General features: G+C 65.6%; 24 protein-coding genes. 13 read left to right on the forward strand and 11 right to left on the reverse strand.

Annotation, left to right across the window (positions count from 1 at the left end; genetic code table 11):
* The 3 genes from H1B27_RS11320 (at position 1) to H1B27_RS11330 (ending at position 3,353) form a co-directional block, all read left to right on the forward strand.
* The gene (locus H1B27_RS11320; RefSeq protein ID WP_194394166.1) at positions 1-1,302 is read left to right on the forward strand and encodes a dihydroorotase; all 1,302 of its coding nucleotides are present in this window, start codon (positions 1-3) and stop codon (positions 1,300-1,302) included.
* 47 nt (positions 1,303-1,349) lie between these two features.
* Positions 1,350-1,946 carry a glycerol-3-phosphate 1-O-acyltransferase PlsY gene (gene plsY, locus H1B27_RS11325; RefSeq protein ID WP_197966109.1) on the forward strand — a complete coding sequence of 199 codons (597 nt, stop codon included), beginning with the start codon at positions 1,350-1,352 and terminating at the stop codon, positions 1,944-1,946.
* 216 nt (positions 1,947-2,162) lie between these two features.
* The gene (locus tag H1B27_RS11330; RefSeq protein ID WP_197966110.1) at positions 2,163-3,353 is read left to right on the forward strand and encodes a patatin-like phospholipase family protein; all 1,191 of its coding nucleotides are present in this window, start codon (positions 2,163-2,165) and stop codon (positions 3,351-3,353) included.
* A gap of 9 nt (positions 3,354-3,362) precedes the next feature.
* On the opposite strand, the gene H1B27_RS11335 is transcribed toward H1B27_RS11330, so the two are convergent.
* The 3 genes from H1B27_RS11335 to H1B27_RS11345 all read right to left on the reverse strand — a co-directional run bounded on the left by H1B27_RS11335 (position 3,363) and on the right by H1B27_RS11345 (position 6,171).
* Complete coding sequence (locus H1B27_RS11335; RefSeq protein WP_197966111.1) at positions 3,363-3,959, reverse strand: cupin domain-containing protein; 597 nt, start codon at positions 3,957-3,959, stop codon at positions 3,363-3,365.
* Between the two features lie 42 nt (positions 3,960-4,001).
* Positions 4,002-4,859, reverse strand: coding sequence for a helix-turn-helix domain-containing protein (locus tag H1B27_RS11340; protein WP_197966112.1), 858 nt, complete (start codon positions 4,857-4,859; stop codon positions 4,002-4,004).
* A gap of 70 nt (positions 4,860-4,929) precedes the next feature.
* The gene (locus tag H1B27_RS11345) at positions 4,930-6,171 is read right to left on the reverse strand and encodes an amidase (RefSeq protein WP_197966113.1); all 1,242 of its coding nucleotides are present in this window, start codon (positions 6,169-6,171) and stop codon (positions 4,930-4,932) included.
* Between the two features lie 91 nt (positions 6,172-6,262).
* On the opposite strand from H1B27_RS11345, the gene dprA reads away from it, so the two are divergent.
* On the forward strand, positions 6,263-7,405 hold the full coding sequence (gene dprA, locus H1B27_RS11350) for a DNA-processing protein DprA (RefSeq protein ID WP_197966114.1): 1,143 nt from the start codon (positions 6,263-6,265) through the stop codon (positions 7,403-7,405).
* Here dprA and H1B27_RS11355 read toward each other — a convergent pair.
* Positions 7,402-7,824, reverse strand: a complete 423-nt coding sequence (locus tag H1B27_RS11355) for a winged helix-turn-helix transcriptional regulator (protein WP_197966115.1) — start codon at positions 7,822-7,824, stop codon at positions 7,402-7,404. The genes dprA and H1B27_RS11355 overlap by 4 nt on opposite strands.
* Before the next feature lie 83 nt (positions 7,825-7,907).
* Here H1B27_RS11355 and H1B27_RS11360 point away from each other — a divergent pair, with 83 nt between their 5' ends.
* Positions 7,908-8,516 carry an FMN-dependent NADH-azoreductase gene (locus tag H1B27_RS11360; RefSeq protein ID WP_197966116.1) on the forward strand — a complete coding sequence of 203 codons (609 nt, stop codon included), beginning with the start codon at positions 7,908-7,910 and terminating at the stop codon, positions 8,514-8,516.
* Positions 8,517-8,594: 78 nt separating this feature from the next.
* Here the strand turns inward: H1B27_RS11360 and H1B27_RS11365 are convergent, their stop codons facing one another.
* Positions 8,595-8,762, reverse strand: a complete 168-nt coding sequence (locus H1B27_RS11365) for a hypothetical protein (protein ID WP_061877300.1) — start codon at positions 8,760-8,762, stop codon at positions 8,595-8,597.
* Positions 8,763-8,938: 176 nt separating this feature from the next.
* The gene (locus H1B27_RS11370) at positions 8,939-9,712 is read right to left on the reverse strand and encodes an SDR family oxidoreductase (RefSeq protein ID WP_197966117.1); all 774 of its coding nucleotides are present in this window, start codon (positions 9,710-9,712) and stop codon (positions 8,939-8,941) included.
* 122 nt (positions 9,713-9,834) lie between these two features.
* Here H1B27_RS11370 and H1B27_RS11375 point away from each other — a divergent pair, with 122 nt between their 5' ends.
* Complete coding sequence (locus tag H1B27_RS11375; protein ID WP_035678849.1) at positions 9,835-10,299, forward strand: winged helix-turn-helix transcriptional regulator; 465 nt, start codon at positions 9,835-9,837, stop codon at positions 10,297-10,299.
* A 47-nt stretch (positions 10,300-10,346) separates the two neighbouring features.
* Here H1B27_RS11375 and H1B27_RS11380 read toward each other — a convergent pair whose 3' ends face one another.
* Positions 10,347-10,736: a hypothetical protein gene (locus tag H1B27_RS11380; RefSeq protein ID WP_197966118.1), complete on the reverse strand. Its 390-nt coding sequence runs from the start codon at positions 10,734-10,736 to the stop codon at positions 10,347-10,349.
* Between the two features lie 9 nt (positions 10,737-10,745).
* Positions 10,746-10,985: a hypothetical protein gene (locus H1B27_RS11385; RefSeq protein ID WP_239624007.1), complete on the reverse strand. Its 240-nt coding sequence runs from the start codon at positions 10,983-10,985 to the stop codon at positions 10,746-10,748.
* 228 nt (positions 10,986-11,213) lie between these two features.
* Between H1B27_RS11385 and topA the strand changes: the two genes are divergently transcribed.
* The 6 genes from topA to rpmG all read left to right on the forward strand — a co-directional run bounded on the left by topA (position 11,214) and on the right by rpmG (position 19,569).
* Entirely contained in the window at positions 11,214-13,985 is a 2,772-nt protein-coding gene (topA, locus tag H1B27_RS11390; RefSeq protein WP_197966119.1) for a type I DNA topoisomerase, read from the forward strand.
* A 7-nt stretch (positions 13,986-13,992) separates the two neighbouring features.
* On the forward strand, positions 13,993-16,335 hold the full coding sequence (rnr, locus tag H1B27_RS11395; RefSeq protein WP_197966120.1) for a ribonuclease R: 2,343 nt from the start codon (positions 13,993-13,995) through the stop codon (positions 16,333-16,335).
* Positions 16,329-16,769 (forward strand): DUF983 domain-containing protein, encoded by a 441-nt coding sequence (locus H1B27_RS11400; RefSeq protein WP_197966121.1) that lies wholly within the window; start codon positions 16,329-16,331, stop codon positions 16,767-16,769. The genes rnr and H1B27_RS11400 overlap by 7 nt, the downstream gene beginning before the upstream one ends.
* A gap of 31 nt (positions 16,770-16,800) precedes the next feature.
* Positions 16,801-17,553, forward strand: coding sequence for an NUDIX hydrolase (locus H1B27_RS11405; RefSeq protein ID WP_197966122.1), 753 nt, complete (start codon positions 16,801-16,803; stop codon positions 17,551-17,553).
* A gap of 315 nt (positions 17,554-17,868) precedes the next feature.
* Complete coding sequence (locus tag H1B27_RS11410; RefSeq protein WP_061877293.1) at positions 17,869-19,194, forward strand: LLM class flavin-dependent oxidoreductase; 1,326 nt, start codon at positions 17,869-17,871, stop codon at positions 19,192-19,194.
* 207 nt (positions 19,195-19,401) lie between these two features.
* Positions 19,402-19,569, forward strand: coding sequence for a 50S ribosomal protein L33 (gene rpmG / locus H1B27_RS11415; protein ID WP_007603295.1), 168 nt, complete (start codon positions 19,402-19,404; stop codon positions 19,567-19,569).
* A gap of 1,080 nt (positions 19,570-20,649) precedes the next feature.
* On the opposite strand, the gene H1B27_RS11420 is transcribed toward rpmG, so the two are convergent.
* Positions 20,650-21,888: an MFS transporter gene (locus H1B27_RS11420; RefSeq protein WP_061877292.1), complete on the reverse strand. Its 1,239-nt coding sequence runs from the start codon at positions 21,886-21,888 to the stop codon at positions 20,650-20,652.
* 129 nt (positions 21,889-22,017) lie between these two features.
* Here H1B27_RS11420 and H1B27_RS11425 point away from each other — a divergent pair, with 129 nt between their 5' ends.
* Positions 22,018-22,626 carry a TetR/AcrR family transcriptional regulator gene (locus H1B27_RS11425; protein ID WP_197966123.1) on the forward strand — a complete coding sequence of 203 codons (609 nt, stop codon included), beginning with the start codon at positions 22,018-22,020 and terminating at the stop codon, positions 22,624-22,626.
* Between the two features lie 326 nt (positions 22,627-22,952).
* Here the strand turns inward: H1B27_RS11425 and H1B27_RS11430 are convergent, their stop codons facing one another.
* Positions 22,953-24,326, reverse strand: coding sequence for a PleD family two-component system response regulator (locus H1B27_RS11430; RefSeq protein WP_061877290.1), 1,374 nt, complete (start codon positions 24,324-24,326; stop codon positions 22,953-22,955).
* A 14-nt stretch (positions 24,327-24,340) separates the two neighbouring features.
* Positions 24,341-24,706 carry a response regulator gene (locus H1B27_RS11435; protein WP_035709808.1) on the reverse strand — a complete coding sequence of 122 codons (366 nt, stop codon included), beginning with the start codon at positions 24,704-24,706 and terminating at the stop codon, positions 24,341-24,343.
* Between the last annotated feature and the right edge of the window lie 163 nt (positions 24,707-24,869).

The raw sequence follows: 24,869 nt of genomic DNA on the forward strand, positions 1-24,869 counted from the left end.
ATGCTGACCGATCGCCGCCCCATCCTGCTCGCCAATGCCCGCGTCGTCGATCCCTCTAGGGATTTCGACGGCATCGGCGACGTTCTCATTGCGGACGGCACCATCCGCGAGACCCGCCGCGGCATCGGCGCGGCCGGCGTCCCCGAGGGCACCGACATCGTCAACTGCTCCGGCAAGATCGTGGCGCCGGGCCTGATCGACATGCGCGCCTTCGTCGGCGAGCCCGGCCTCAGCCATCGCGAGACCTTTGCCTCCGCGAGCCAGGCCGCCGCGACCGGCGGCATCACCACCATCATCTGCCAGCCCGCCACCTCTCCCGTCATCGACAATTCGGCAACCGTCGACTTCGTGATGCGCCGGGCCCGCGACACCGCGATCGTCAACATCCAGCCGATGGCGGCGCTGACAAAGGGCATGCACGGCGAGGAGATGACCGAGTTCGGCCTCCTGAAAGCAGCCGGCGCGGTCGCCTTCAGCGACGGCGACAAGAGCGTGACCAACGCGCAGGTCATGCGCCGCGCGCTGACCTACGCCCGCGACTTCGACGCGCTGATCGTGCATCACACCGAGGACCCCGATCTGGTCGGCGAAGGCGTGATGAACGAGGGCGAGTTCGCGACCCGGCTCGGCTTGATGGGCATCCCCAATGCTGCCGAAGCCGTGATGCTGGAGCGCGACCTGCGCCTCGTCGCCCTCACCGGCGGCCGCTACCATGCGGCCTCGCTGACCTGCATCGACTCCCTCGACATCCTCCAGCGCGCCCGCGACGCAGGGCTCGCGGTCAGCGCCTCGGTCTCGATCAACCATCTGGCGCTGAACGAGAACGACATCGGCCCCTATCGATCCTTCCTGAAGCTGTCGCCGCCGCTGCGGACCGAGGACGACCGCCGCGCGCTGGTGGCGGCGATCGCATCCGGCCTCCTCGACGTCATCATGTCCGACCACAATCCGCAGGACGTCGAGGTCAAGCGCCTGCCGTTCGCGGAAGCCGCGCCCGGCGCCGTCGGGCTCGAGACCATGCTGCCAGCCGGCCTGCGGCTGGTGCATAATGGCGAATTGGAGCTGAAGACGCTGATCCGGGCGATGTCGACCCGTCCGGCCGAGCTGCTCGGGCTGCCCGGCGGGACCCTGCGCGCCGGCAGCCCCGCCGATGTCATCGTGATCGACCCCGACACGCCCTGGGTGGTCGATCCCGCAGACCTCAAATCACCCTGCAAGAACACCCCGTTCGACGAGGCCCGCTTTACAGGCCGCGTGGTGCGCACCATTGTCGGCGGCCGGACGGTCTATGAGCATGTCTGACATACGCGATCGTTCGACACGCGAATCCTGCCTTTGGAGCTGCCGTCATGGGGCTTGAAGCATTTTTGCCGGTGGCCTTCGTCATCGGCTATCTCCTCGGCTCGATTCCGTTCGGGCTGATCCTGACCAAGCTCGCGGGCACGCAGGATATCCGCTCGATCGGCTCCGGCAGCATCGGCGCCACCAATGTGCTGCGCACGGGACGCAAGAGCCTTGCCGCGGGCACCCTGCTGTTCGATGCGCTCAAGGGCACCGTGGCCGTGGTGATCGCCGGCTACATCGCGGGGCCCAATGCCGCCATGGTGGCCGGGCTCGGCGCCTTCCTCGGCCACCTCTTCCCGGTCTGGCTCAAGTTCAAGGGCGGCAAGGGCGTCGCCGTCTATATCGGCGTCCTGCTTGGCCTGTTCTGGCCGGGCGCCATCGTGTTCTGCGTGCTCTGGCTGGCGACCGCCTTCACCACCCGTTATTCCTCGCTCTCCGCGCTGGTGGCGGCGTTCATCACGCCCATGTTCCTGTGGTGGTTCGGCCACCTCGCATTGTCGGCGCTGACGGCGGTGCTGACGCTGCTCTTGTTCTACGCGCATCGCGAGAACATCCGGCGCCTGCAAACCGGCAAGGAAAGCCGGATCGGCGAGAAGGCCTAGCTAGAGCGCTTTAGAGCGAAGTGGATGCCGGTTCGCGTCAAGAAACCGCGTCAAACAAGAATCTGAAGCCGGAAAAAGTACGGATATCGCCGCACACCTTCCGCATTATATGCCAAATCCTGTTCGCAACTTCGGCACCGCTCGCTGCAGACAGTAGCGAACGGGTTCCATGCCTGTCATCCTGACACAGGAAACGGCGTTACGCGGTTGCTCAGAATGAGCGAGATGATTGTCGACGCACATGACGGGGTTGGTTCGCTCAGTGCTTCCGGCAGCGCGGCAAGCCGGCTGCTCTCGGCGACCAATATCTGGTCCGATGCGTCGCCGCCCGCCCACGCGCCCGTTTCGCCGCAAGTGCCGCGGCCTGAGCCCGTCGTGCAGGCCGACGCTCCGCGTGACGTCGTGGTCCCCAAGGCTGCACCGGTCGCACTCCCGCAGGCGCGTTCCGGCCAATGGCCGCCGCGAAGACTCTCGCTCGCCCTCCAGGGCGGCGGCACCTTTGCCGCCTTCACCTGGGGCGTGCTGGAGCGGCTGCTGGAAGAGCCCGACATCGCGATCGACACCGTCAGCGGCGCCAGCGCCGGCGCCATCAATGCGCTGCTGCTCGCCTGCGGGCTTGCTGAAGGCGGCCGCGAAGGCGCCCGCAGCCGGCTGAACCGGTTCTGGGTCCGGCTGATGCACGAGGCCTCGTTCCGCTCGCTGATGCTGGTCGGCGGCTTTTCGCCGGCGGGAAGTTCGGTCGCGTTCGGCCCGACGCTGCGCTCCGGGCAGTTCGATCCGTTCGATCTCGACCCGCTGCGGCAGGCGCTGGCTCGCGACATCAACTTTTCCATCTTGCGCGACGCGCGCTGCCCGAAGCTGCTGATCGCGGCGACGCGGATCCGCGACGGGCAGCAGCAGATCTTCGCCAACGACGCCATCACCGCGGACGTCGCGCTGGCCTCGACCTGTCCGCCGCTGGTTCACTGCGCCGTCGAGATCGACGGCGAAGCCTATTGGGACGGTGGCTTCGGCGGCAATCCGCCGCTGCTGCGGCTGGTCCAGGAAACCGCGGCGACGGATCTGCTGCTCGTCCAGGTCACGCCGACCCGCGACAGCTATGTGCCGATCACGCTTGCAGCGATCGACCGCAGGCTTGACCAGATCGTGGCCAACGCCGCCCTCAATGCCGAGATCGCGGCGATCGAATGGGCGCAGTCGTGCGCCACAGCATCGCTGCGCCTCACCAGGATCGCGGCGGAAGACTCCGTTGACGGCCTGGCGCAGCGCTCATCGACCGATCTCGGCCGCGGCTTCATTCGCCTGCTGCACCGGAACGGTCGCGAGGCCGCCGCGCGCTGGCTCGGGCAAGGCGCGGGTGCGACGCAGGGAGCCGCACCCGCGGCAGCCGAGCCGGCACTGGTCTGATCCCTCGCCTCACGCGGCAAGGCTTGACCTGGCCGGCGCCTCACGCAACGGCTCGATCGCCAACCGATAGCCGACAAGGCGCGCCATCGGCGCAAGCACGGCGAACAGCAGTTTTTGCAGCCAGATCGGCACGCCGGCCAGATACATGTGCTTGCGATAGGCGTGTAGCACCAGTGCGATCAGCAGGAAGTTCGGATCGCCGGCGCTGGAGAACCATTTGGGCTGCTTCGCCGTGAGCGTGACGAAATTGGCGAAGAAGCGCAGATGCTGCTGCGCCGGCGTGAACGAGACCTCGAGCTCGGCACTACCCTCGCCGACGTTGGCGAAGTAGTGCGGCCGGCCGCGGGGTACGGTCACACCGCCGCCCGCCTCCACCACCTGCTCGCACCCGTCGACGACGATCTTGACGCGACCGCTCTTCACCGCGAAATGCTCGTCCGCGCCGGGATGGACATGCACCAGCGCATTGCCGCCGCCCGAGCCGCCCTTTTCGAGAATCACGCCGAACCGCGCGACGTCGAGATTGTCGAGCGGGCCGGAGAAGACGAACGTCTCCTTGTTGAAGGCATTGCGCAGCCGCGTGCCGCGGGCGATCTCGGTCAGCATGTTATGTCTCCTTACAGGTTCAGGAGACGCGCTGGTAGCGGCCTAGGCGATGAACGTATTGTAAAAATCCGACGCAGCGAGTTCCGTATTCCAGGCCTGCACGCGCTCGGCCGCGGCACGCCGGCAGAATGCCTCCGGCGGCACACCTGCGAGCGCGCGGAAATCGTGGATCAGGTGCGCCTGGTCGGTGAAGCCGCTCGCATGCGCGACTCCGGCCCAATCAAGGCCGGCGCGATGTGCGGCGACCGCCTGCTGCATCCGCTCGATCCGCGCAAACTGCTTTGCGCTCGCGCCGGTCTCCGCCTTGAAACGCCGTTGCAGGCTGCGCTCGCCGATGTCGAGAAGTCCGGCAAGCCTGCGCATGGAGATTGACGGATTGCGCTGGATCGCGCGCATCGCCTGCACTGCCAGCGGATCGAGGCGGCCCGGCCCTGTCCTCGTCCGGAGAAAATCCCGCATGCAGGCAACGCGCGCAGCTGCGCTGCCGGCCTCGGCCAGTTGCGCCTCGAGCCGTGCGGCGGCGCCGTCACCAAAGATGTCCGACAAATCGATGCTGGCATCGAGCAAGTCGGCAGGCCTCACCCCGAGCACGCGGTCGGCCGCGTCGGCCTTGAGCCGAACCAGCACGGCGCCCACCGGACCGCACGGCTTCAGCGCCGCGGCACGGGTGTGCATGCCGTTGATGGTGCGCTTGTAGGTGCCGCGCTGCGAGGCCATCGGCGCGCGGTAGTGCACGATGACGACCGGCGACGTCGTCGGCAGCACGTTGATGGTGCGCGCACGCGCGATCGCGGCGTCGGCGAGATCGACATCGCAAAACGACTCGACGATGCCTTCGAGGCTTTCGCCTGCGCCGAAGAACTGCGTGCCGGCTGTGCAGTGTGGGTTCGGCAGGGTCATGAGTTCAATTGGTCGGGCCAGCTGCGGCACGGTTGCATCCGCAGCGCTCACATAAAATTGAGGCGCACGCTCACGCCCGCGCGAGCGCGTGCTCCAGAAACCAGGCCGCCGCAAGCGCGAGCGGATCGTTGCCGAAGCGGGCGATCACCTGCACGCCGATTGGCAGGCCGCCGACCTTCAGCACAGGCACGTTGACGCAAGGATTGCCCATCAGCGTCCAGAGCCGGTTGTAGCGGGGATCGCCAGTGCTCGCGAGCTCCTTGGCCGGCGCCGTGCCTGGCGCCGAATAGGTCAAGAGCACGTCGACACCTTCGAACAGTTCGCCGAGCTCGCGACGGCCGCGACGGCTGATCCGGCGCGCCTCGTCATATTCCTTCGGCGTCAGATGGGCCGTCGCATCGAGACTGGCGCGCAGCATCGGCGCGATCTCGTCATGCCGCTCGGAGAACTCCCAGGCGAGCGCGCGATGCGCCTCGAAATCCTGGACGATGGGGTGAATGCGCCAGGCCTCCTGCACCGCCTCGGGCAGATCGATCACCTGCACGCTGGCGCCGGCGCGCTCGGCCGCCTTGATCGCGGCCAGCAGCCCCTCTTCGGCCGCCGGCTCGACCGCGCCGGCAAACTCCTGCCTGACGACGCCGATGCGGAGCGACTTCGCCGGAGCGATGCCCGAAAATTCGGTGCGGCCCGTCATCGCGAGCAGTCCGCGCGCGAGATCCTCAGCGCGCGCGCCGAACAGGCCGACAGTGTCGAGCGCCCACGAGTAGCATTTCACGCCGACCGTCGGCAGCATCCGGAACGACGGCTTGATCGCGGCCGTCCCGCAATAGGCGGCGGGCCGGATCACCGAGCCGCCGGTCTGGGTGCCCAGCGCCAGCGGGATCATCCCGGCGCCGACGGCCGCCGCCGAGCCCGAGGAGGATCCGCCCGGCGAATGACCTGTATTGTGGGGATTGCGCGTCGGCGTCGGATCGCGCGAGGCGAACGCGGTCGTGGTGGTCTTGCCGATGATGGTGGCCCCTGCCCGCTTCAGCATCATCACCACAGGTGCGTCGGCGCGCGGCTGCCAGCCGCGATAGATCTCCGAGCCCATCTCGGTCGGCATGTTGGCGGTGTCGATGATGTCCTTGATCCCGACTGCGATGCCGCGCAGCGGCCCGGAGACTTGCGCCTTCGCCGACTTGTCGTGGCGGACGAAGGCGTGGACGTCGTTCTCCCTGGCCTCGATCACCGCATGCGATTGCGCGATGGCGGCGTCAGGCGAAATCTCCCCCGCTTCGATGCGGCGCTGGAGGTCGGCAAGTGAGATCATGGCAAAACCCTTCTTATTGGGATCGCTTTTAGCATCGCAGCAAGGTCGCGCAAGCGCAGGTGACTGTTGCGCAACGCCCTCAGGTTGTTCCATGCTGTCGCTGCAAGGAGACACCGTGGACGCCATCAATCCCAGCGTGGAGCTGACCGAGGCGGAGCGGATCGACCGCCTGCGGCTGATCCGCTCCGACAATGTCGGGCCGCGCACCTTCCGGTCGCTGGTCGACCATTTCGGCACCGCGCGGCTGGCGCTGGAGCGCCTGCCGGATCTGGCGCGCCGCGGCGGTGCGCAGCGAACGGGCCGTATCTGCAGTGCCGATGAGGCGAAGGCCGAGCTGGCCGCAAGCCGCAAGTTCGGCATCGCCTGGCTGGCGCCCGGCGAGGACGGCTATCCGGCACGGCTGGCGATGATCGACGATGCGCCGCCGCTGCTCGCCGTGCGCGGCGACACGAAAACCCTGATGCGGCCGATGATCGCCATCGTCGGCTCGCGCAACGCCTCCGGCGCGGGGTTGAAATTCGCCGGCCAGCTCGCGCGCGAGCTTGGCGAAGCCGGCTTCGTCGTCATCTCGGGCCTCGCCCGCGGCGTCGATCAGGCCGCGCATCGCGCGAGCGTTGAGAACGGCACGATCGCCGTGCTCGCGGGCGGCCATGACTGCATCTATCCGCCCGAGCATGACGACTTGCTCGCCACGATCCTCGGTCACGCGGGTGCGGCGATCTCCGAAATGCCGCTCGGCCACGAGCCGCGCGCCCGCGACTTTCCCCGCCGCAACCGGCTGATCTCGGGCGCCTCGCTCGGCGTCGTCGTGGTGGAAGCGGCGCACCGCTCGGGCTCGCTGATCACCGCGCGCATGGCAGCCGAACAGGGCCGCGAGGTGTTCGCGGTGCCTGGCTCGCCGCTCGATCCGCGTGCCGCCGGCGCCAATGATCTGATCAAGCAGGGCGCGACGCTCGTCACCGAGGCCGCCGACATCATCAACGCGGTTCAGCCGATCATGGAACGGCCCCCGATGCACCCCGCAGGCGAGCCGGACAGCGAGCCGTTCGAGAGTGATCCGCAGGGCCATGACCGTGATCAGATCATCAACCTGCTCGGCCCAGCCGCTGTTTCGATCGACGATCTCGTGCGAATGTCCGGCGCCCCGCCCGCGATCGTGCGCACCGTGCTGCTGGAGCTCGAGCTCGCCGGCCGGCTCGAGCGCCACGGCGGCGGGTTGGTCTCGCTGCTTTAGCCGTCGTTGCGCGCGTCGAACCGCGTGCGCGCGGCCGCGATCTGCTCCTGATGTTCGATCGCCCACTCCCCGAGCGCCTTCACCGGCTGCTGCAAACCGCGGCCGAGATCGGTGAGCTCGTAATCGACGCGGGGCGGGATGGTCGGGAAGATCGTGCGCGTGACGAGGCCGTCGCGCTCGAGGCCGCGCAGCGTCAAAGTCAGCATCCGCTGCGAGATGCCGTTGATCATCCGCTTCAGCTCGTTGAAGCGCTTCGGCCCGTCGCTCAGCATCATGATCACGAACACGCTCCATTTGTCGCCGACGCGGGACAGCACGGAGGCGACCCCGCGGCAGTCCGCGTGGTCCGGATGCGGCATGGGATCGGGCCTCGGCGTGGCAGGAAAACCGGTGTTCTCAGGTTTCAAAGATGTGCCCATGGCTCAAAAAAGTGCGTTCTTGCGGGGATTTCAACAGTCACTCATGTAGCGCTGGTTACAAACTTATACCAGGGTGACCCCACATGAAACTGCTCCATATCGACTCCAGCGTGCTCGGCCCCCACTCCGTCAGCCGGCAGGTTTCCGCCGCCATCGTCGACCGGCTGCGCCAGGCGACGCCTTCGCTCGAAGTCGTCTACCGCGACCTGACCCAGACGCCACTTGCCCATCTCTCCGGCTCGCATCTCGCGGCCGCGCAAGGCGCCCCCGCACCGGCGGAGCTTGCGTCCGACCTTGCCGCAAGCGCGGCCGTGCTGGACGAGTTCCTGAGCGCCGACGTCGTGGTCATCGGTGCACCCATGTACAACTTTACGATTCCGAGCCAGCTCAAGGCCTGGATCGATCGCATCCTGGTGGTGGGGAAGACTTTTAAATACGGCGCGGCCGGGCCGGAGGGGCTTGCCGGGGGCAAGCGCGTGATCGTCGCGATCTCGCGCGGCGGCTATTACGGCGCGGGCTCGCCCGTCGCGGCGCTGGAGCATCTCGAAAGCTATCTGCGCGGGGTGTTCGGCTTCATCGGCATCCACAATGCCGAATTCATCATCGCCGACGGCATCCAGGTCGGACCAGATCACCGCGAGAAAGCGCTAGCGGGCGCGCTTCAAGCGGCCACCAGCCTGCGGGCGGCCTGACGCCGCGCCGAGATCGGCCGCCGCCGAAATACGCGGCGGCTGACGGCTGCACGATCTGCAAAGCTGGAACCAGACGCCCTAAATGCCCAGGATCACGGCAACGAGCGAGACGAACAGGCCGATCCCGCAAAACAACGCGATGGCGACGAACTCGGACGTGTCTGAGCGCCTGGCCGGAACGGCGGATCTTTCGGTGAAGATGCGCGGCGATGACAGCGACGAGAAAAAACGGGCTGCTTTCGGCATGCTAGACTCCTTATAAATAATGAGTCTGCCCCGCCCCATAAGAGAGTCTTTCCAGCTCACGCGAAGGTTCAACGCCGCGTGCCAAGGTTAGGTTCAGCCAATGATCCCGCAGGACGTCGGAACCAGGCGGCGCAACCCACAGACTGCGCCGGCCAGTTCGATTGCGCCTGGCTTGATCAGCCGCGATAGATCGGCGCGCCGCTCGGGGAGGCCACCGCGCCGCCATCGACAAAGATTTCCTGGCCCTGCACATGCGCGGAATCGTCTGAGGCGAGGAACAGCACCGTCTTCGCGACGTGATCCGTTTCACCGATGCGGCCGAGCGGCGTCGATAGCGCGATCCGCTTCTCGAACGCCTTCTCGGCTTCGGGCGTCGCGGTCGCGGGCCCCCAGATCGGGGTGCGGATCGCGCCGGGCGCCACGACATTGACGCGGATTCCGCGCGGCGACAGCTCCGAGGCCATGATCCGCGCCATCGCCCGCACGCCGGCCTTCGCGGCACCGTAAGCGGAGTAACCGGGAATGCCGAGCACGGAGATCACCGAGCCGTTGAGGATGATCGAGGCATTGTCGTTAAGATAAGGCAGCGCCGACTGCACGGTGAAGAACACGCCGGTCAGATTGGTGCTGATGACCTTCTCGAAGACTTCGGGCGTCGCCGAGCCCAGCGGCGTGCCGCCGGCGATGCCGGCATTGGCAAACACGATATCGAACTTGCCGAACTTTTCCCCGCCCTGCTTGATGGCGGCTTCGGTCGCGGCGATGTCGGTGGCATCGGCGGCGAGTGCGAGCGCGTTCGGGCTGAGTTCCTTCGCGGCAGCCTCCAGCGTCTGCTTGTTGCGCCCGGTGATCACCACCTTGGCGCCTTCGGCCGCGAACAGCTTTGCCGTCGCAAGCCCGATGCCGCTATTGCCACCCGTAATCAATGCCGTCTTGTCCTTCAGTCTCACGCTCGCCTCCAGTAGTTGCATGATGAAACCATGTTGCCATCTAGGGCATATGGTTTTATGATGCAACCACACAAGCGCGTGATCGGCGCCCTCGCCGTGCGAATGCGACAGGACAGACTGCGATGGTGAAACGAACCAGCTTCGAAGGCGATTCCTGCCCGATCGCACGCTCGCTGGAGGCGCTCGGCGACTGGTGGTCGCTGCTGATCATCCGCGAGGCGCTGTTCGGCGTCCGCCGCTTCGGCGAATTCCAGAGCAAGCTCGGCATGGCCAAGAACATCCTGTCGGCCCGCCTGCGATCGCTGGTCGACCACGGCATTCTCGAGACCGCCCCCGCCTCCGACGGCAGCGCCTATCAGGAATATCTGCTGACGCCGAAGGGCCGCGGCACCTTCCCGATCCTGGTCGCGCTGCGGCAATGGAGCGAGGCGTTCGACGACCACCCCGAGGAGATCGCGACCATCCTGGTCGATCGTGCGAAAGGCCGCCCGGTGAAGAAGCTGGAAATGCGCGCCGAGGACGGCCGGCTGCTCAGTCCCGCCGACACCACGCTGAAGCCGCGGCCGGCGCGACGGCGGTCGGCCTGATTGCGGCGGCGAACTGCCACCACACCGTCAATGCGCGCGAACTCTGGCTAGCATCCGACCAGGGTAGCCCTGCGAACCATTTTCAGGCGATCGGCGCGTTGGCGCCGGCCGAACTCGGCCTCGTAGTTCAGATCATAAACGCAGCCGACCTTCATGGCGGCAAAGTCCGCATTCCGCTCGATCGTGTAATGACCGGAAGGCTCCGTCTTGAGATGGACGCGACCGGGCTCGAACCAGGCTTGATCGACGCCGCGATAGGTCACCCGATCGGTCCAGCCGACGGTCGCAAACCAAAGGATCAAGCCTCCGATCAATGCCACCATGATCACGAGGCTACGAACATCGTTGCGGAGCTTGTCCGCAAGGCTCGAGAGATTGAATGCGTTCTCCACATTGGCTTTGTCGTCGGTCGAACGCGATAGTTCACGCCAAGCCAACCAGCCTCGTCACGACAGCTTGCGCTTGGTCCGCAGCCGCAGATGCTCGTCGGCCTCCAGCTTGGTCATGCCCAGGAGATAATGCAGCACGTCGAGCTTGTGGCGCTCGGCGAGCTTGCGCAATGCTCCGGTCTGCTCGGCGATGAAGGCGACCGCCTCGTCCGCGCCGCCCTCCCCTGGTTCCTCGTGACGCGAGCCTCCCCGCGCGCCCGATGCGGCACGCTTCCGTTTCTTTGGCTTAGTTACCAAGACCCCCACCCGAATCCATGGCCCCAGCAGCAACATTACGCCCACATCGACCGCAACTCCAAGGTGGTATTTTGCAACTTTCTCGATATGAAACTTTTCCCATCGAGGCGGCTTTCAACACCCCTCGATTTGACAGCGGAGGCCGCACCACCCATGTTCGGGTCGAAACGGCCGACCCGAGTCCTTTCGTTTTCGGCCCAAGATTTCCCCGTAAGTTACTGGAACTACATGAATATCGTCATCGTGGAGTCGCCGGCGAAAGCCAAGACGATCAACAAATATTTGGGCTCGTCCTATGAGGTTCTGGCCTCGTTCGGCCATGTCCGCGACCTACCCGCGAAGAACGGCTCCGTCGATCCCGATGCCAATTTCAAGATGATCTGGGAGGTCGATCCCAAGGCGGCCGGCCGGCTCAACGAGATTGCCCGGTCCCTGAAGGGCGCCGACCGCCTGATTCTCGCCACCGACCCTGATCGCGAGGGCGAGGCCATCTCCTGGCACGTGCTGGAGGTGCTGAAGGAAAAGCGCGCACTGAAGGACCAGAAGATCGAGCGGGTGGTGTTTAACGCCATCACCAAGCAGGCGGTCTCCGACGCGATGAAGCATCCGCGCCAGATCGACGGCGCGCTGGTCGACGCCTACATGGCGCGGCGCGCGCTCGACTACCTGGTCGGCTTCACCCTCTCCCCCGTGCTGTGGCGCAAGCTCCCGGGCGCCCGCTCGGCCGGCCGCGTGCAGTCGGTGGCGCTGCGTCTCGTCTGCGACCGCGAGCTCGAGATCGAGAAGTTCGTGGCGCGCGAATATTGGTCGCTGATCGCGACCCTGCTCACCCCGCGCGGCGACACCTTCGAGGCCCGCCTCGTCGGCGCCGACGGCAAGAAGATCCAGCGTCTCGACATCGGCACCGGTGCGGAAGCCGAAGACTTCAAGAAGGCGCTGGAGGCAGCCAGCTACACCGTGACCGCGGTCGATGCCAAGCCGGCGCGGCGCAATCCGCAGGCGCCCTTCACCACCTCGACGCTGCAGCAGGAAGCCAGCCGCAAATACGGCTTTGCGCCGGCGCACACGATGCGCATCGCCCAGCGGCTCTATGAGGGCATCGACATCGGCGGCGAGACCACCGGACTCATTACTTATATGCGTACCGACGGCGTGCAGATCGATCCGTCCGCGATCACCCAGGCGCGCAAGGTGATCGGCGAGGATTACGGCAACGCCTATGTGCCGGATAGCCCCCGCCAGTACCAGGCCAAGGCCAAGAATGCCCAGGAAGCGCACGAAGCGATCCGCCCGACCGACCTCTCCCGCCGCCCCGACAGCTTGAGCCGCAGGCTCGATGCCGATCAGGCGAAGCTCTACGAGCTGATCTGGAAGCGCACGATCGCAAGCCAGATGGAATCCGCCGAGCTCGAGCGCACCACCGTCGACATCACGGCGAAGGCAGGCTCCCGCACGCTGGAGCTGCGCGCCACCGGCCAGGTCATCAAGTTCGACGGTTTTCTGGCGCTGTACCAGGAAGGCCGCGACGACGAGGAAGACGAGGATTCCCGCCGCCTGCCCGCGATGAGCCCGAACGACGCCCTGAAGCGGCAGAGCCTGTCCGTCACCCAGCATTTTACTGAGCCGCCGCCGCGCTTCTCGGAAGCATCCCTGGTCAAGCGCATGGAAGAGCTCGGCATCGGCCGGCCCTCCACTTATGCCTCGATCCTGCAGGTCCTGAAGGACCGCGGCTACGTCAAGCTGGAGAAGAAGCGGCTGCACGGCGAGGACAAGGGCCGCGTCGTGATCGCGTTCCTGGAGAGCTTCTTCAGCCGCTACGTCGAATACGACTTCACCGCGGGCCTCGAGGAGCAGCTCGACCGCATCTCCAACAACGAGATTTCCTGGCAGCAGGTGCTGAAGGACTTCTGGCGCGACTTCATCGGCGCGGTCGACGACATCAAGGATTTGCGCGTGGCGCAGGTGCTCGACGTGCTCGACGAGATGCTGGGACCGCACATCTACCCCGCCCGCTCCGATGGCGGCGACGTCCGCCAGTGCCCGAACTGCGGCACCGGCCGGCTGAACCTGAAGGCCGGCAAGTTCGGCGCCTTCGTCGGCTGCTCGAACTATCCGGAATGCCGCTACACCCGCCAGCTCGCCGCCGATGGCGAGGCGACCGCCGACCGTTCGCTCGGCCAGGACCCGGAGACGGGTCGCGATGTCTGGGTCAAGGCCGGCCGCTTCGGCCCCTATATCCAGCTCGGCGAGCAGAAGGATTATGAAGAAGGCGAGAAGCCCAAGCGCGCGGGCATTCCGAAGGGCACCTCGCCCGGCGATGTCGACCTCGAGCTCGCGCTGAAACTGCTGTCGCTGCCGCGTGAGATCGGCAAGCATCCGGAAAGCGGTCTTCCGATCACCGCCGGCCTCGGCCGCTTCGGACCGTTCGTGAAGCACGACAAGACCTACGCCAGCCTGGAAGCCGGCGACGAGGTGTTCGACATCGGCCTCAACCGCGCGGTGACGTTGATCGCGGAAAAGGTCGCCAAGGGCCCGAGCCGCCGCTTCGGCGCCGATCCCGGCAAGGCGCTCGGCGATCATCCGACGCTCGGCACCATCACCGTCAAGAGCGGGCGCTACGGCGCCTATGTCACGGCCGGCGGCGTCAACGCGACGATCCCGGCCGAGTTCGAGAAGGATACGATCACCCTGCCACAGGCGATCGCGCTGATCGACGAGCGCGCGGCCAAGGGCGGCGGCAAGAAGACCACCAAGGCGGCGAAGAAAGCGGCCAAGCCGGCCAAGGCCAAGAAGACTGCAGAGAAAACAGCGGACGGCGAAGATTCCGCGCCAAAACCGAAGAAGCCGGCCGCGAAGAAAGCCGCGGCCAAGACCAAATCCGAATCCACCAGCAAGGCGCGCGCCGCTGTGCCGTCGACCGCCAAGACGTCGCCGACCAAGGCCGCCGCGACCAAGAATCCTGCAAATACTCCGGCCAAGAAGAGTGCCGGCAAGAGTTAGAGGCTAAGTGAAACGCACGAATGACCGTGGCTTTCCCGACAGGAACGCCATCGTCGCCTTCATCAAGGCAAATCGGGGAAAGGTCGGGACCCGCGAAATTGCACGCGAGTTCGGCCTGAAGAACGCCGATCGCGCCGAGCTCAGGCGGATGCTGCGCGAGCTCGCCGATGACGGCGTCGTCAAGAAGAAGCGCCACAAGATCTCGGAGCCGGATACGCTTCCGCCGACGCTGCTCGCGGACATCACCGGCCGCGACTCCGACGGCGAATTGATCGCCTCCCCCGCCGAATGGGACGAGGTCGAGAGCGGCGAGCCGCCGAAGATCCTCATCGAGATGCCGCGCCGGCCAAAACCCGGCACCGCCGCCGGTGTCGGCGACCGTGCGCTGCTGCGCGTCGAGCGCTCGGAGGAGACCGAAGGCCCGGCCTGGCGCGGCCGCATCATCAAGGTCATCGACAAGGCCAAGAGTCGCATCCTCGGCGTGTTCCGCGAGCTTCCCGAAGGCGGCGGACGGCTCGTTCCCGTCGACAAGAAATTCGCCGACCGTGAGCTGAACATCGCCAAGGCCGATTCAGGTGGCGCGCAGGATGGCGACCTCGTCAGCGTCGACATCGTCCGCTCGCGCGGCTTCGGCCTCGCCTCAGGCCGCGTCAAGGAGAAGCTCGGCTCGGTCAAGTCCGAGAAAGCGATCAGCCTGATCGCGATCTACGCTCACGACATCCCGCTGCAATTCTCCGCCGCCGCCGAGCACGAGGCGGAGGCGGCCGAGCCCGCCAATCTCAGGGGACGCGAGGACTGGCGCGACGTCCCGCTGGTCACGATCGATCCGCCGGACGCAAAAGACCACGACGACGCGGTCCACGCGCAGCCCGACGACGATCCCAACAACAAAGGCGGCTTCATCGTCAACGTCGCCATTGCCGATGTGAGCTTCTACGTCCGGCCGGGCACCGCGCTCGACCGCGATGCGCTCGACCGCGGCAACTCGGTCTATTTCCCCGACCGCGTCGTGCCGATGCTGCCCGAGCGCATCTCCAACAATCTCTGCTCGCTGGTGCCGGGCGAGCCGCGCGGCGCGCTCGCGGTTCGCATGGTGCTCGGCCCGGACGGGCGCAAGCGCTCGCACAGCTTCCACCGCATCCTGATGCGCTCGGCGGCCAAGCTGAGCTATGCGCAGGCCCAGGCCGCGATCGACGGAAAGCCCGACGATATCACCGGCCCCCTGCTCGATCCGATCCTGAAGCCGCTCTATGCCGCCTATGCCTGCGCCAAGCGCGCACGCGACGAGCGCGATCCGCTCAATCTCGATCTGCCCGAGCGCAAGATCCTGCTCAAGAGCGACGGCACGGTCGATCGCGTCGTCGTGCCTGAAAGGCTCGATGCACACAAGCTGATCGAGGAGTTCATGATCCTCGCCAACGTCGCGGCAGCCGAGATGCTGGAGAAGAAATCGCTGCCGCTGATCTACCGCGTGCATGACGAGCCGACGCTGGAGAAGGTCCACGCCCTCGCGGAATTTCTGGAGACGCTCGACGTCCCCTTCACGAAATCGGGCGCGCTGCGCCCGACGCTGTTCAACCGCGTGCTGGCCCAGCTCGAAGGCCATGACTACTATCCGCTGGTGAGCGAAGTCGTGCTGCGCGCCCAGGCGCAGGCCGAGTATTCCTCCGAGAATTACGGCCATTTCGGCCTGAACCTGCGCCGCTATGCGCATTTCACCTCGCCGATCCGCCGCTACGCCGACCTCGTCGTGCACCGTGCGCTGGTCCGTGCGCTCGGCCTCGGCGAAGGCGCCCTACCCGACAGCGAGACGCCGGAGACATTGAGCGAAGTCGCCGCCCACATCTCTGTGACCGAACGGCGCGCGATGAAGGCGGAGCGCGAGACAGTCGACCGCCTGATCGCCCATCATCTCGCCGATCGCATCGGCGCAAGTTTCCAGGGCCGCGTCTCCGGCGTCACGCGCGCCGGCTTGTTCGTCAAGCTGAGCGAGACCGGCGCCGACGGATTGATCCCGATCCGATCCCTCGGCACGGAATATTTCAACTATGACGAGAGCCGTCACGCGCTGGTCGGCACGCGCAGCGGCACGACGTATCAGCTCGGTGACGTCGTCGACGTCCGTCTGATAGAAGCAGCCCCGATTGCGGGCGCACTGCGCTTCGAGCTGCTGTCGTCGGAGAGCGACAGCTCGCCACGGGAGCGCCGGCCGTTCCGCCCGCAGCGAAAATCATCCAAGCCGCATCCTGGACGCAGCCCGGAGAGAAAACGCAAGCCGGAGAAGAAAAAGCCCGGCAAGGGGAAGAAGAGCAAGAGCAAAGGCAAGGGACAGAAGGGCAAGGCATGGTGACGATGAGCACGGCCCCGAAGATCTGGACGCGCGAGAGCGGTCTCGTCGAGAAGCGCGACCTCTGGACGGCAATGAAGCGCGGCTTTCGCGGCCGCTGCCCGCGCTGCGGCGAGGGAAAGCTGTTCCGCGCCTTCCTGAAGACGGCGGACAATTGCGCGACATGCGGCCTCGATTACACGCCGCATCGCGCCGACGACCTGCCCGCCTATCTCGTCATCGTCATCGTCGGTCACATCGTGGTGCCGGCCGTCTTGTGGATCGAGACCAACTACACCACGCCGGTCTGGATCAGCTTTGCGGCCTATCTGCCCTTCACCTTCGTCGCCTCGCTCGCGCTGCTGCAGCCGGTAAAGGGAGCTGTGGTCGGCTTGCAATGGGCTCTGCGCATGCACGGGTTTGACGAGAACCCTCCGGATGGTATTCCGCCAGTGTAGGCAACAAGCAAGAAGCGGTTTGGGTGAGGACATGACGGATATTGCGCAGGCCGAGGAGAAGGCAAAAGTTCACGAGGCGAAGGAAGCCGACCATCATCCCTATTTCCGCCCACGGGATGCGGCGACACTGATCCTGGTCGATCGCAGCGGCGCCATTCCGAAAGTGCTGGTCGGCAAGCGCCACGACAAGGTGGTGTTCATGCCCGGCAAGTTCGTCTTCCCCGGCGGCCGCGTCGACAAAGCCGATTATCGCGTACCCTGCGCTGCGCCCATCACCGCAGAGCTGGAAGCCAACCTCGCCAAGGGCAGCCCGAAGACGCCGGCCTCGCGCGCGAAATCGCTCGCCATTGCCGCGATCCGCGAGGCCTGTGAGGAAACCGGCCTGTGCCTCGGTCGCAAGGCTGAAGGCAAGGTGACGAGGCTCGACGGCCCCTGGAAGCCGTTCGCGGATGCGGGCCTGCTGCCCGATCCCTCCGGCCTGTTCCTGATCGCGCGCGCGATCACCCCGCCCGGCCGCGTCAAGCGGTTCGACACCCGCTTCTTCACCGCCGATGCCTCCGCGATCACCCACCGCGTCGAGGGCGTGATCCATGCCGATGCGGAGCTGGTCGAGCTGGTCTGGGTCGAGCTCGGCTCGAAACCGCTCGCCGACCTCCATCCGATGACGCGCAACGTGCTCAACGAGCTCGACACCCGCCTTGCCACCGGCCCGCTGCGCCACGAGGCGCCGGTGCCGTTCTTCCATTTCTACGGCGGCAGGATGCAGAAGGATATTTTGAGCTAGGCCGCCATCGCGCGGCGCGCCCATCCCCGCTCGTCGTCCCGGACAAACGCGCCTCAAGCGCGCGCAGATCCGGGACCCATAGCCACAGGCAGACGTATGGCGCGAGCAGGCAACCGCGAGTCCTCGCAAAACCAGAGCCGGTGGATATGGGTCCCGGATCTGCGCTGGCGCTTGTCCGGGACGACAGCGGAGAGGCTGGCGCGAACATACTGAGATAACGCCCAAGAACGAAAAATTCTTCCCGCCCTCCCCAATGGCGGAGCTCCGCCGCGTCCCTATGTCTTCCCGAGCGTCACCAAGAACGGACCCCGGGCGATGGCACAACGGCAACTCAAGCTTGGCGCGTTCATGCGCCCGATCAGCATCCACACCGCCGCATGGCGCTATCCCGGGGCCTGGCCCGACGCCAATTTCAACTTCTCGCACATCAAGACGCTGATCCGGAAGCTCGAGGCCGGCAGGTTCGACGCCTTCTTCATGGCCGACCACCTCGCCGTCCTCAACATGCCGATCAACGCGCTCAAGCGCAGCCACACCGTGACCTCGTTCGAGCCGTTCACGCTGCTGTCGGCGCTCTCCGCGGTCACCGAGCGGATCGGGCTGATCGCGACCGGCTCGACCACCTTCGACGAGCCCTATCACGTCGCACGCCGCTTCGCCTCGCTCGATCACATCAGCGGTGGCCGCGCCGGCTGGAACATCGTCACCACTTCGAATCCTGACGCCGCACTCAACTTCGGCCTCGACGACCACATGGAGCACGCCGAGCGCTACAAGCGCGCCCGCGAATTCTACGACGTCGTCACCGGCCTGTGGGATTCCTTCGCCGACGATGCCTTCGTGCGCGACGTCGAGAGCGGCCTGTTCTTCGATCCGCAGAAGATGCACACGCTCGACCACCACGGCAAATACCTGAAGGTGCGCGGCCCTCTCAACATCGCCCGGCCCGTGCAGGGCTGGCCGGTGATCGTGCAGGCCGGCGCGTCCGAAGACGGCAAGCAGCTCGCGGCCGAGACCGCCGAAGCCGTGTTCACCGGCGGCGGCAGCCTCGCCGACGGCCAGAAGCTCTACGCCGACATCAAGGGCCGCATGGAGAAGGTCGGCCGCGATCCCGAGCACCTCAAGATCCTGCCCGGCGCCTTCGTCGTGGTCGGCGACAGCGTCGACGAGGCCAGGGAGAAGCGCGCCCTGCTCGACAGCCGCGTGCATTACGACAGCGCCATCGCCTCGCTCTCCGTCATCCTCGGCACCGATGCTTCCGGCTTCGATCCCGACGGCCCTCTGCCTGATATCCCCGAGACCAACGCCAGCAAGAGCGGCCGTCAGCGCATGGTCGATCTCGCCGCCCGCGAAAAGCTCACCGTGCGCCAGCTCGCCCAGCGCGTCGGTGGCTATGGCGGCCTGTCCTTCGTCGGCACCGCAAAGACCATCGCCGACCAGATGGAGGAATGGCTGGTCGGGCGCGGCTCGGACGGCTTCAACATCATGTTCCCGTTCCTGCCCGCCGGCCTCGACGATTTCGTCGACAAGGTCGTCCCGGAGCTCCAGAAGCGCGGGATTTTCCGCAAAGAGTATGAAGGGGCCACCTTGAGGGAGAATCTGGGCCTGCCGCGGCCGAAAAACCGGTTCTTCGAGGCCTGATCAGGCCGTTTTGAGTGGTTTTCCGGGGCCTAGAGCCCCTTCGTGGCTCTAGGTTGTTGTTTTGACGCGTTTTCTTGACGCGAACCGGTGTCCACTTCGCTCGAAAACGCTTCGAAACCTTGACATCAGGCGGTTTCTGGCTAGGTTGCCGGCCAACGCGGGCCGTTTGGCCGGCTCCAGATTCCCCGATATTCTGAGGTTCAGAACATGGCCAAAGCGGTCACCATCAAGGTCAAGCTCGTGTCCTCGGCCGACACCGGCTTCTACTACGTCGCCAAGAAGAACTCGCGCACCATGACCGACAAGCTGGTCAAGAAGAAGTACGACCCGGTCGCGCGCAAGCACGTCGAATTCCGCGAAGCCAAGATCAAGTAAGATCGCGGGACGTTGAAGACTTTGACGGGGCCCTCACGGGCCCCGTTCTCATTTTCTCCGCTACGGACGCTGCGCTGCGTCCGGGGCACGAGAAGGAGATCGACGCGCCACTCTTTTTCCACGGCGTCATTGCGAGTTTGGTGCTGGCTTGCCTTGCTCGATGCTGTCGACCACGCTCAGCGCATTTATGGCGGCGGAACCAGGCGCAGTAAAAAATGTGAGCCAGCCCACAGATTTTCGCTCGGAAGAATGTCAAGCTAGTGGACAGGTTTGGCCATTAGGGTGGGGAGCATTCATGGAAACGGTGAAACATTGTCGAGCCCAGTCCATTGAATGCCTAAGCTTGATGCAATCAGCCCGCGACGAGACTGAAGCAAGGCTTCTGAAGTCTCTGTCGCAAAGCTGGGTCCGCCTTGCAAACCAGATTGATCGGTACAAATCGTTTCGTTCGGCGCGTGACAAGGGGCCTACCGCTTAGCTACACGCGCCGCTGCACGATCCACTCCGAGCCGGGAAATCCGCGAGGCGATAGGCGTGAAGCGCCCGGCGTCAGACCTCGGAGATGACCGTCGTCCAGCTCGAGGACAAGCTTGCTCGGCGACGAGCTCACCACCCGCGTGCTGATGACAGTTGCATCACCGAGTATGATCGGCAGGTCGGTTCCTGCCGGTGGATAATCGTGAAATCCGGAATTGGTCCTCAGCCACACCTTAGCTCCGGTCTCAAGTGTCCAATGCGTCGTATGGCCCGCCCATTCCATGTCTTAGTCCCTGTGGCGAGGGGCGTGCTAGCGGTTTTGTGATCGGTCAACTTGACGTCCGACAACTCCTGGCAAGGCAGACTGCGACATGGCGTCCGATTGGGCTACGCCGGGGCGCCATTCCTGGTCACCCAGGAGCCTTTCCCGTTCCGATGGAATCGGAACGGCTCTGGATTCGAGTCTTGACGCGTTTTCTTGACGCGAACCGGTGTGCACTTCGCTCGACAACGCAGACCTCAGCCGAAGCCCCGGACGTCCGCTCCAAACTGCGCGGCGTCCGCTGTAAGCTCCCAAGCTGACGAGAGCGACCGGTCTGCCTGCTACGCCGTCCGCAACACCGGCGACGGCGGCTGCGATGGGCGGATCAGTGCGAACGCGACCTGCACGATGCCGCCGGCGAGGCCGAGCGCCACGCCGATGCGCCAGGCCATGGTATAGGAGCCGAGCGCGTCGTAGAGCACCCCTCCCCCATAGGCGCCGAGGAAGCTGCCGATCTGGTGGCTCATGAAGGCGAGGCCCTGGATCATCGCCTGCCAGCGCAGGCCGAACATCTCGGCGACCGCGCCCGCGACCAGCGGGCCGACGCCCATCCACAAGAAGCCCATGATCGCGCCGAACAGCAGCGTCGAGAACGGCGTCGCCGGCAGCATGAAGTACCAGGCGAGCGCCAGCGAGCGCAGGATGTAGATGCCGCCGAGCAGTGCCAGCTTGTTCCAGCGCTGGCCGGCCCAGCCGAAGAACAGCGAGCCCAGCACGTTGAAGCCGCCGATCATGCCGAGCGTCTGCGCACTGAGCATGGGATCGAGGCCGCAGATCGCCAGATACGACGGCAGATGCGTGGTGAGGAACACGAGCTGCATGCCGCAGACGAGATAGGCGCAGGTCATCACCACGAAGGACGCATTGCCGAATGCGGTCCTCGCCGCGGCCGCCGCCGTGGCATCGTCGATCTCGTCGGCGGCCGGCTTCGGCAGCGGGATCCTGTCGACGCGACCGGCATACCAGGCAGCGGGGATCATCAGCACCGACATAATGACGAATCCAGCAAGGCCGATGCGCCAGCCGAAACCCTCGTTGAGCATCTGCCCGATCGGCGCCGACAACAGCGCGCCGAGCGAGCCAGCGCCGGAGACGATGCCGAGCACGGTGGAGCGCACCGTTTCCGGCACCGCACGCGCCGCCACCGACATCGCGATCGCCGCGGCGGTGCAGGCCAGGGACGTGCCGATCAGCACGCCCGCTCCGATCATGATGCTGACGAGCCCGTTCGCGGTTGCCATCAGCGCGAGCCCCGCAATGTACATCAGCGCGCCCGCGATCATGATCGGGCGGAAGCCGTAGCGCGCAGTGAGCGCGCCGGCGGGCGGCTGGAGAAAGCCCCAGGCGAGGTTCTGCACGGCCAGCGCCAGCGTGAAATCCGAGATCGAAATGTGGATGTCGTGCGTCAGCGGCTGCATGAAGATGCCGAGGCTCTGCCGCAGCCCCATGCTCAGCGTCAGCATGATCGAGGCGCCGATCAGGATCGGCAATGTCGGACGCAGGACCTGCAGCAGGGGCATTTTCTTCTCCCTCGTCGGCACGGCGCAAATGCCGTCGTCTGCTTTTGCCGTTGATTTTGGGTACACAGACCTGTTTACATAGGCTATGGATGTCAGGTGCTGTCAAGCGAACAGGACGCGTGCTGCCGCATGGCTCCCCCGCCCAAACAACAGACGATGAAAGCGCGGATCCTCGAGACCGCCGACAAGCTGTTCTATCTGCAAGGCATTCGCGCCATCGGCGTCGACACCATCGCGGCCGAGGTCGGCATCTCCAAGCGCACGCTCTACAACCACTTCCCCTCCAAGGACGCGCTGATCGCGGCCTATCTCGAGCGCCGCTTCGTCAGCGCACGCCCCTCCGACAAGCCGCCGGCCGAGCAGATCCTCGCAACGTTCGATTCGCTCGAGCGGCGCTTCGCGGCGAAAGACTTTCGCGGCTGCCCGTTCGTCAATGCGGTCGCCGAGCTCGGCCCCGCCGACCGCGCCGTGAAGAAGATCGCGATCGCCTTCAAGGAAAGCCGCCGCATCTGGTTTCGCGAGCGGCTCACCGAGCTCGGCGTCGCCGATGCCGAGGCGCTGGCGACGCAGCTGGTGCTGCTGGTCGACGGCTCCATCGCGCAGGATCTCGTGCGTGACGACCCCGCGATGGCGCGCGCCGCGAAGGAAGCGGCAAAGGTGCTGCTGCGCAATGCGGGTGTGGATCTGGGTGGTGATGCGGAGCCGGCGGAGAAACGTCGCAAGCGCGCGCCAGACTAACCGCTGTCGCCGTATCGCTCGGTGTCATCACCCGCGAAAGCGGGTGATCCAGTATTCCAGAGACAGTGAGGCTAACCCGAGAAGCTGCGGCGTACTGGATTCCCCGCTTTCGCGGGGAATGACAGCGGAATTTGTGGAGGAAGCGCGGACGCCTGACTACTCGTCAGGACCATTTCGCGACCTTACCAATATGCTCCTGTTTTGCCCGACGAGTCAAATGACGCTGCCGCCGACGCAAGCCGGTCCGCCACCCGCGCAAGCCATTGATCCAGCTGGCGCCGGCTACTGTGCATGGGGTTGTTTTCGCAGTTTGTGTCGCGGCGGCCTCACGCCGCCTGCGACACCACCCGATTGCGGCCGTCGTGCTTGGCGCGATAGAGCGCCGTGTCGGCGCGCTTGAGGACATCGGCAACCGCCTCGCCCTTCCGCTCCAGCGTGGTGAGGCCGATCGAGATCGTGACCTCGATGCGCTTGGTGCCCTTGTGGATCGCGAACGGCTCGCCGGCGATCGAGCGGCGCAGGCGCTCGGCGACCATGCCGGCGACGTGAAGATCGGTCTCCGGCATCACGATGACGAACTCCTCGCCGCCGTAGCGGCAAGCGAGATCGATGCCGCGGATCGACTTGCGCACGCGCACCGCGAACTCGCGCAGCACGTCGTCGCCGGCGTCGTGGCCGTAATTGTCGTTGATCGACTTGAAGTAGTCGATGTCGAGGATCATCAGCGCCAGGGGCTTGCCGCGGATCGAGGCCTGCTCGGCGAGGGTCGCGAGATGGCTCTCCATGTAGCGGCGATTGTGCAGGCCGGTAAGCGCGTCGGTGATCGCCATCTCGATCGAGTTCTGCACGTTGTCGCGCAGATGATCGGTGTAGCGGCGGCGGCGGATCTGGGTGCGGGCGCGGGCCAAGAGCTCGGTCTTGTCGATCGGGCGCAGCAGGTAGTCGTTGACGCCGATCTCGAGGCCGCGGAGCAGCCGCGTCGAATTCTCGGGGTCGGCGATGGCCAGGATCGGCACATGCCGCGTGCGCTCCAGCGAGCGTGCCTGGCTGCACAGCCTGAGGCCGTCGAAATTGTTGAGGTCGAGCGAGACGATCAGGAGGTCGTAATTGCCCTCGGCGGCGTGGAACAGCGCCTCCGTCGGGTTCGGCTCGACGTCGATGGTGTGCTCGGCCGCGAGGATCGTCGCCAGCCGCTCGTAGGAGGACTCGCGATCGTCGACCAGAAGGATGCGGCCGCCCTTGCCGGTGTCGGCGACGGCGCTGCGCTCGGGCGCCTGCATGCCGATCTCGAGCGAGGTGATGGCGCGCATGCGCAGCTCGTCGGTCATCATCTTCAGCCGGGTCAGCGAGCGCACGCGCGCGATCAGCACGACGTCGGAGACGGGCTTGGTGAGGAAGTCGTCGGCGCCGGCTTCCAGGCCGCGGTTGCGGTCGGCGGGGCTGTCGAGCGCTGTCACCATGACGACGGGAATGTGATGCGTGGCCGGATCGGTCTTGAGGCGGCGGCAGACTTCGAAACCGTCCATGTCGGGCATCATCACGTCGAGCAGGATGATGTCGCATTCGGCGCGCCTTGAGATCGCCAGCGCCTCGGTGCCGTTCGAGGCGGTCATCACGTCGAAATATTCGGCGGACAGGCGGGCTTCGAGGAGTTTGACGTTGGCAGGAACGTCATCGACAACCAGGATACGCGCGGACACTTTGAACTCACTTCCTATCCGATAAAACGCCGGACCGTCTCAATGAATTTGCCGACTGAGATCGGCTTGGACAAATAGGCCTCGCAGCCGCCCTCGCGGATGCGCTCTTCGTCGCCCTTCATCGCGAATGCCGTGACCGCGACGATGGGAATGGTGCGCAGCTCCGGATCGTCCTTGATCCAGCGCGTCACCTCGAGGCCGGAGACCTGCGGCAACTGGATATCCATCAGCACGAGGTCGGGCCGCATCTTGCGAACGAGATCGAGCGCCTCGTAACCGTTGCTGGTGCCCGAAGTCTGATAACCATGCGCCTCCAACAGGTCGCGGAAGAGCTTCATATTGAGCTCGTTGTCTTCCACGATCAGGACGGTCTTAGCCATCCCGTCCTCCTGATTGGCACGAAGCCGGATACATGTGACGCCTCAGGCGCCGCTTTCCGGCGCTTCGAAAACTGGATTCAAACTAGCCTCAGATTCGCTCTAGTTTCGTTAAAGCCGAGGGGCCACTTTCTGCGATGTGGTTTCCGGTTGCTTGCCCCCGGGT

Source organism: Bradyrhizobium diversitatis (assembly GCF_016031635.1).
In the GTDB taxonomy this organism is placed as follows: Bacteria; Pseudomonadota; Alphaproteobacteria; order Rhizobiales; family Xanthobacteraceae; genus Bradyrhizobium; species Bradyrhizobium diversitatis.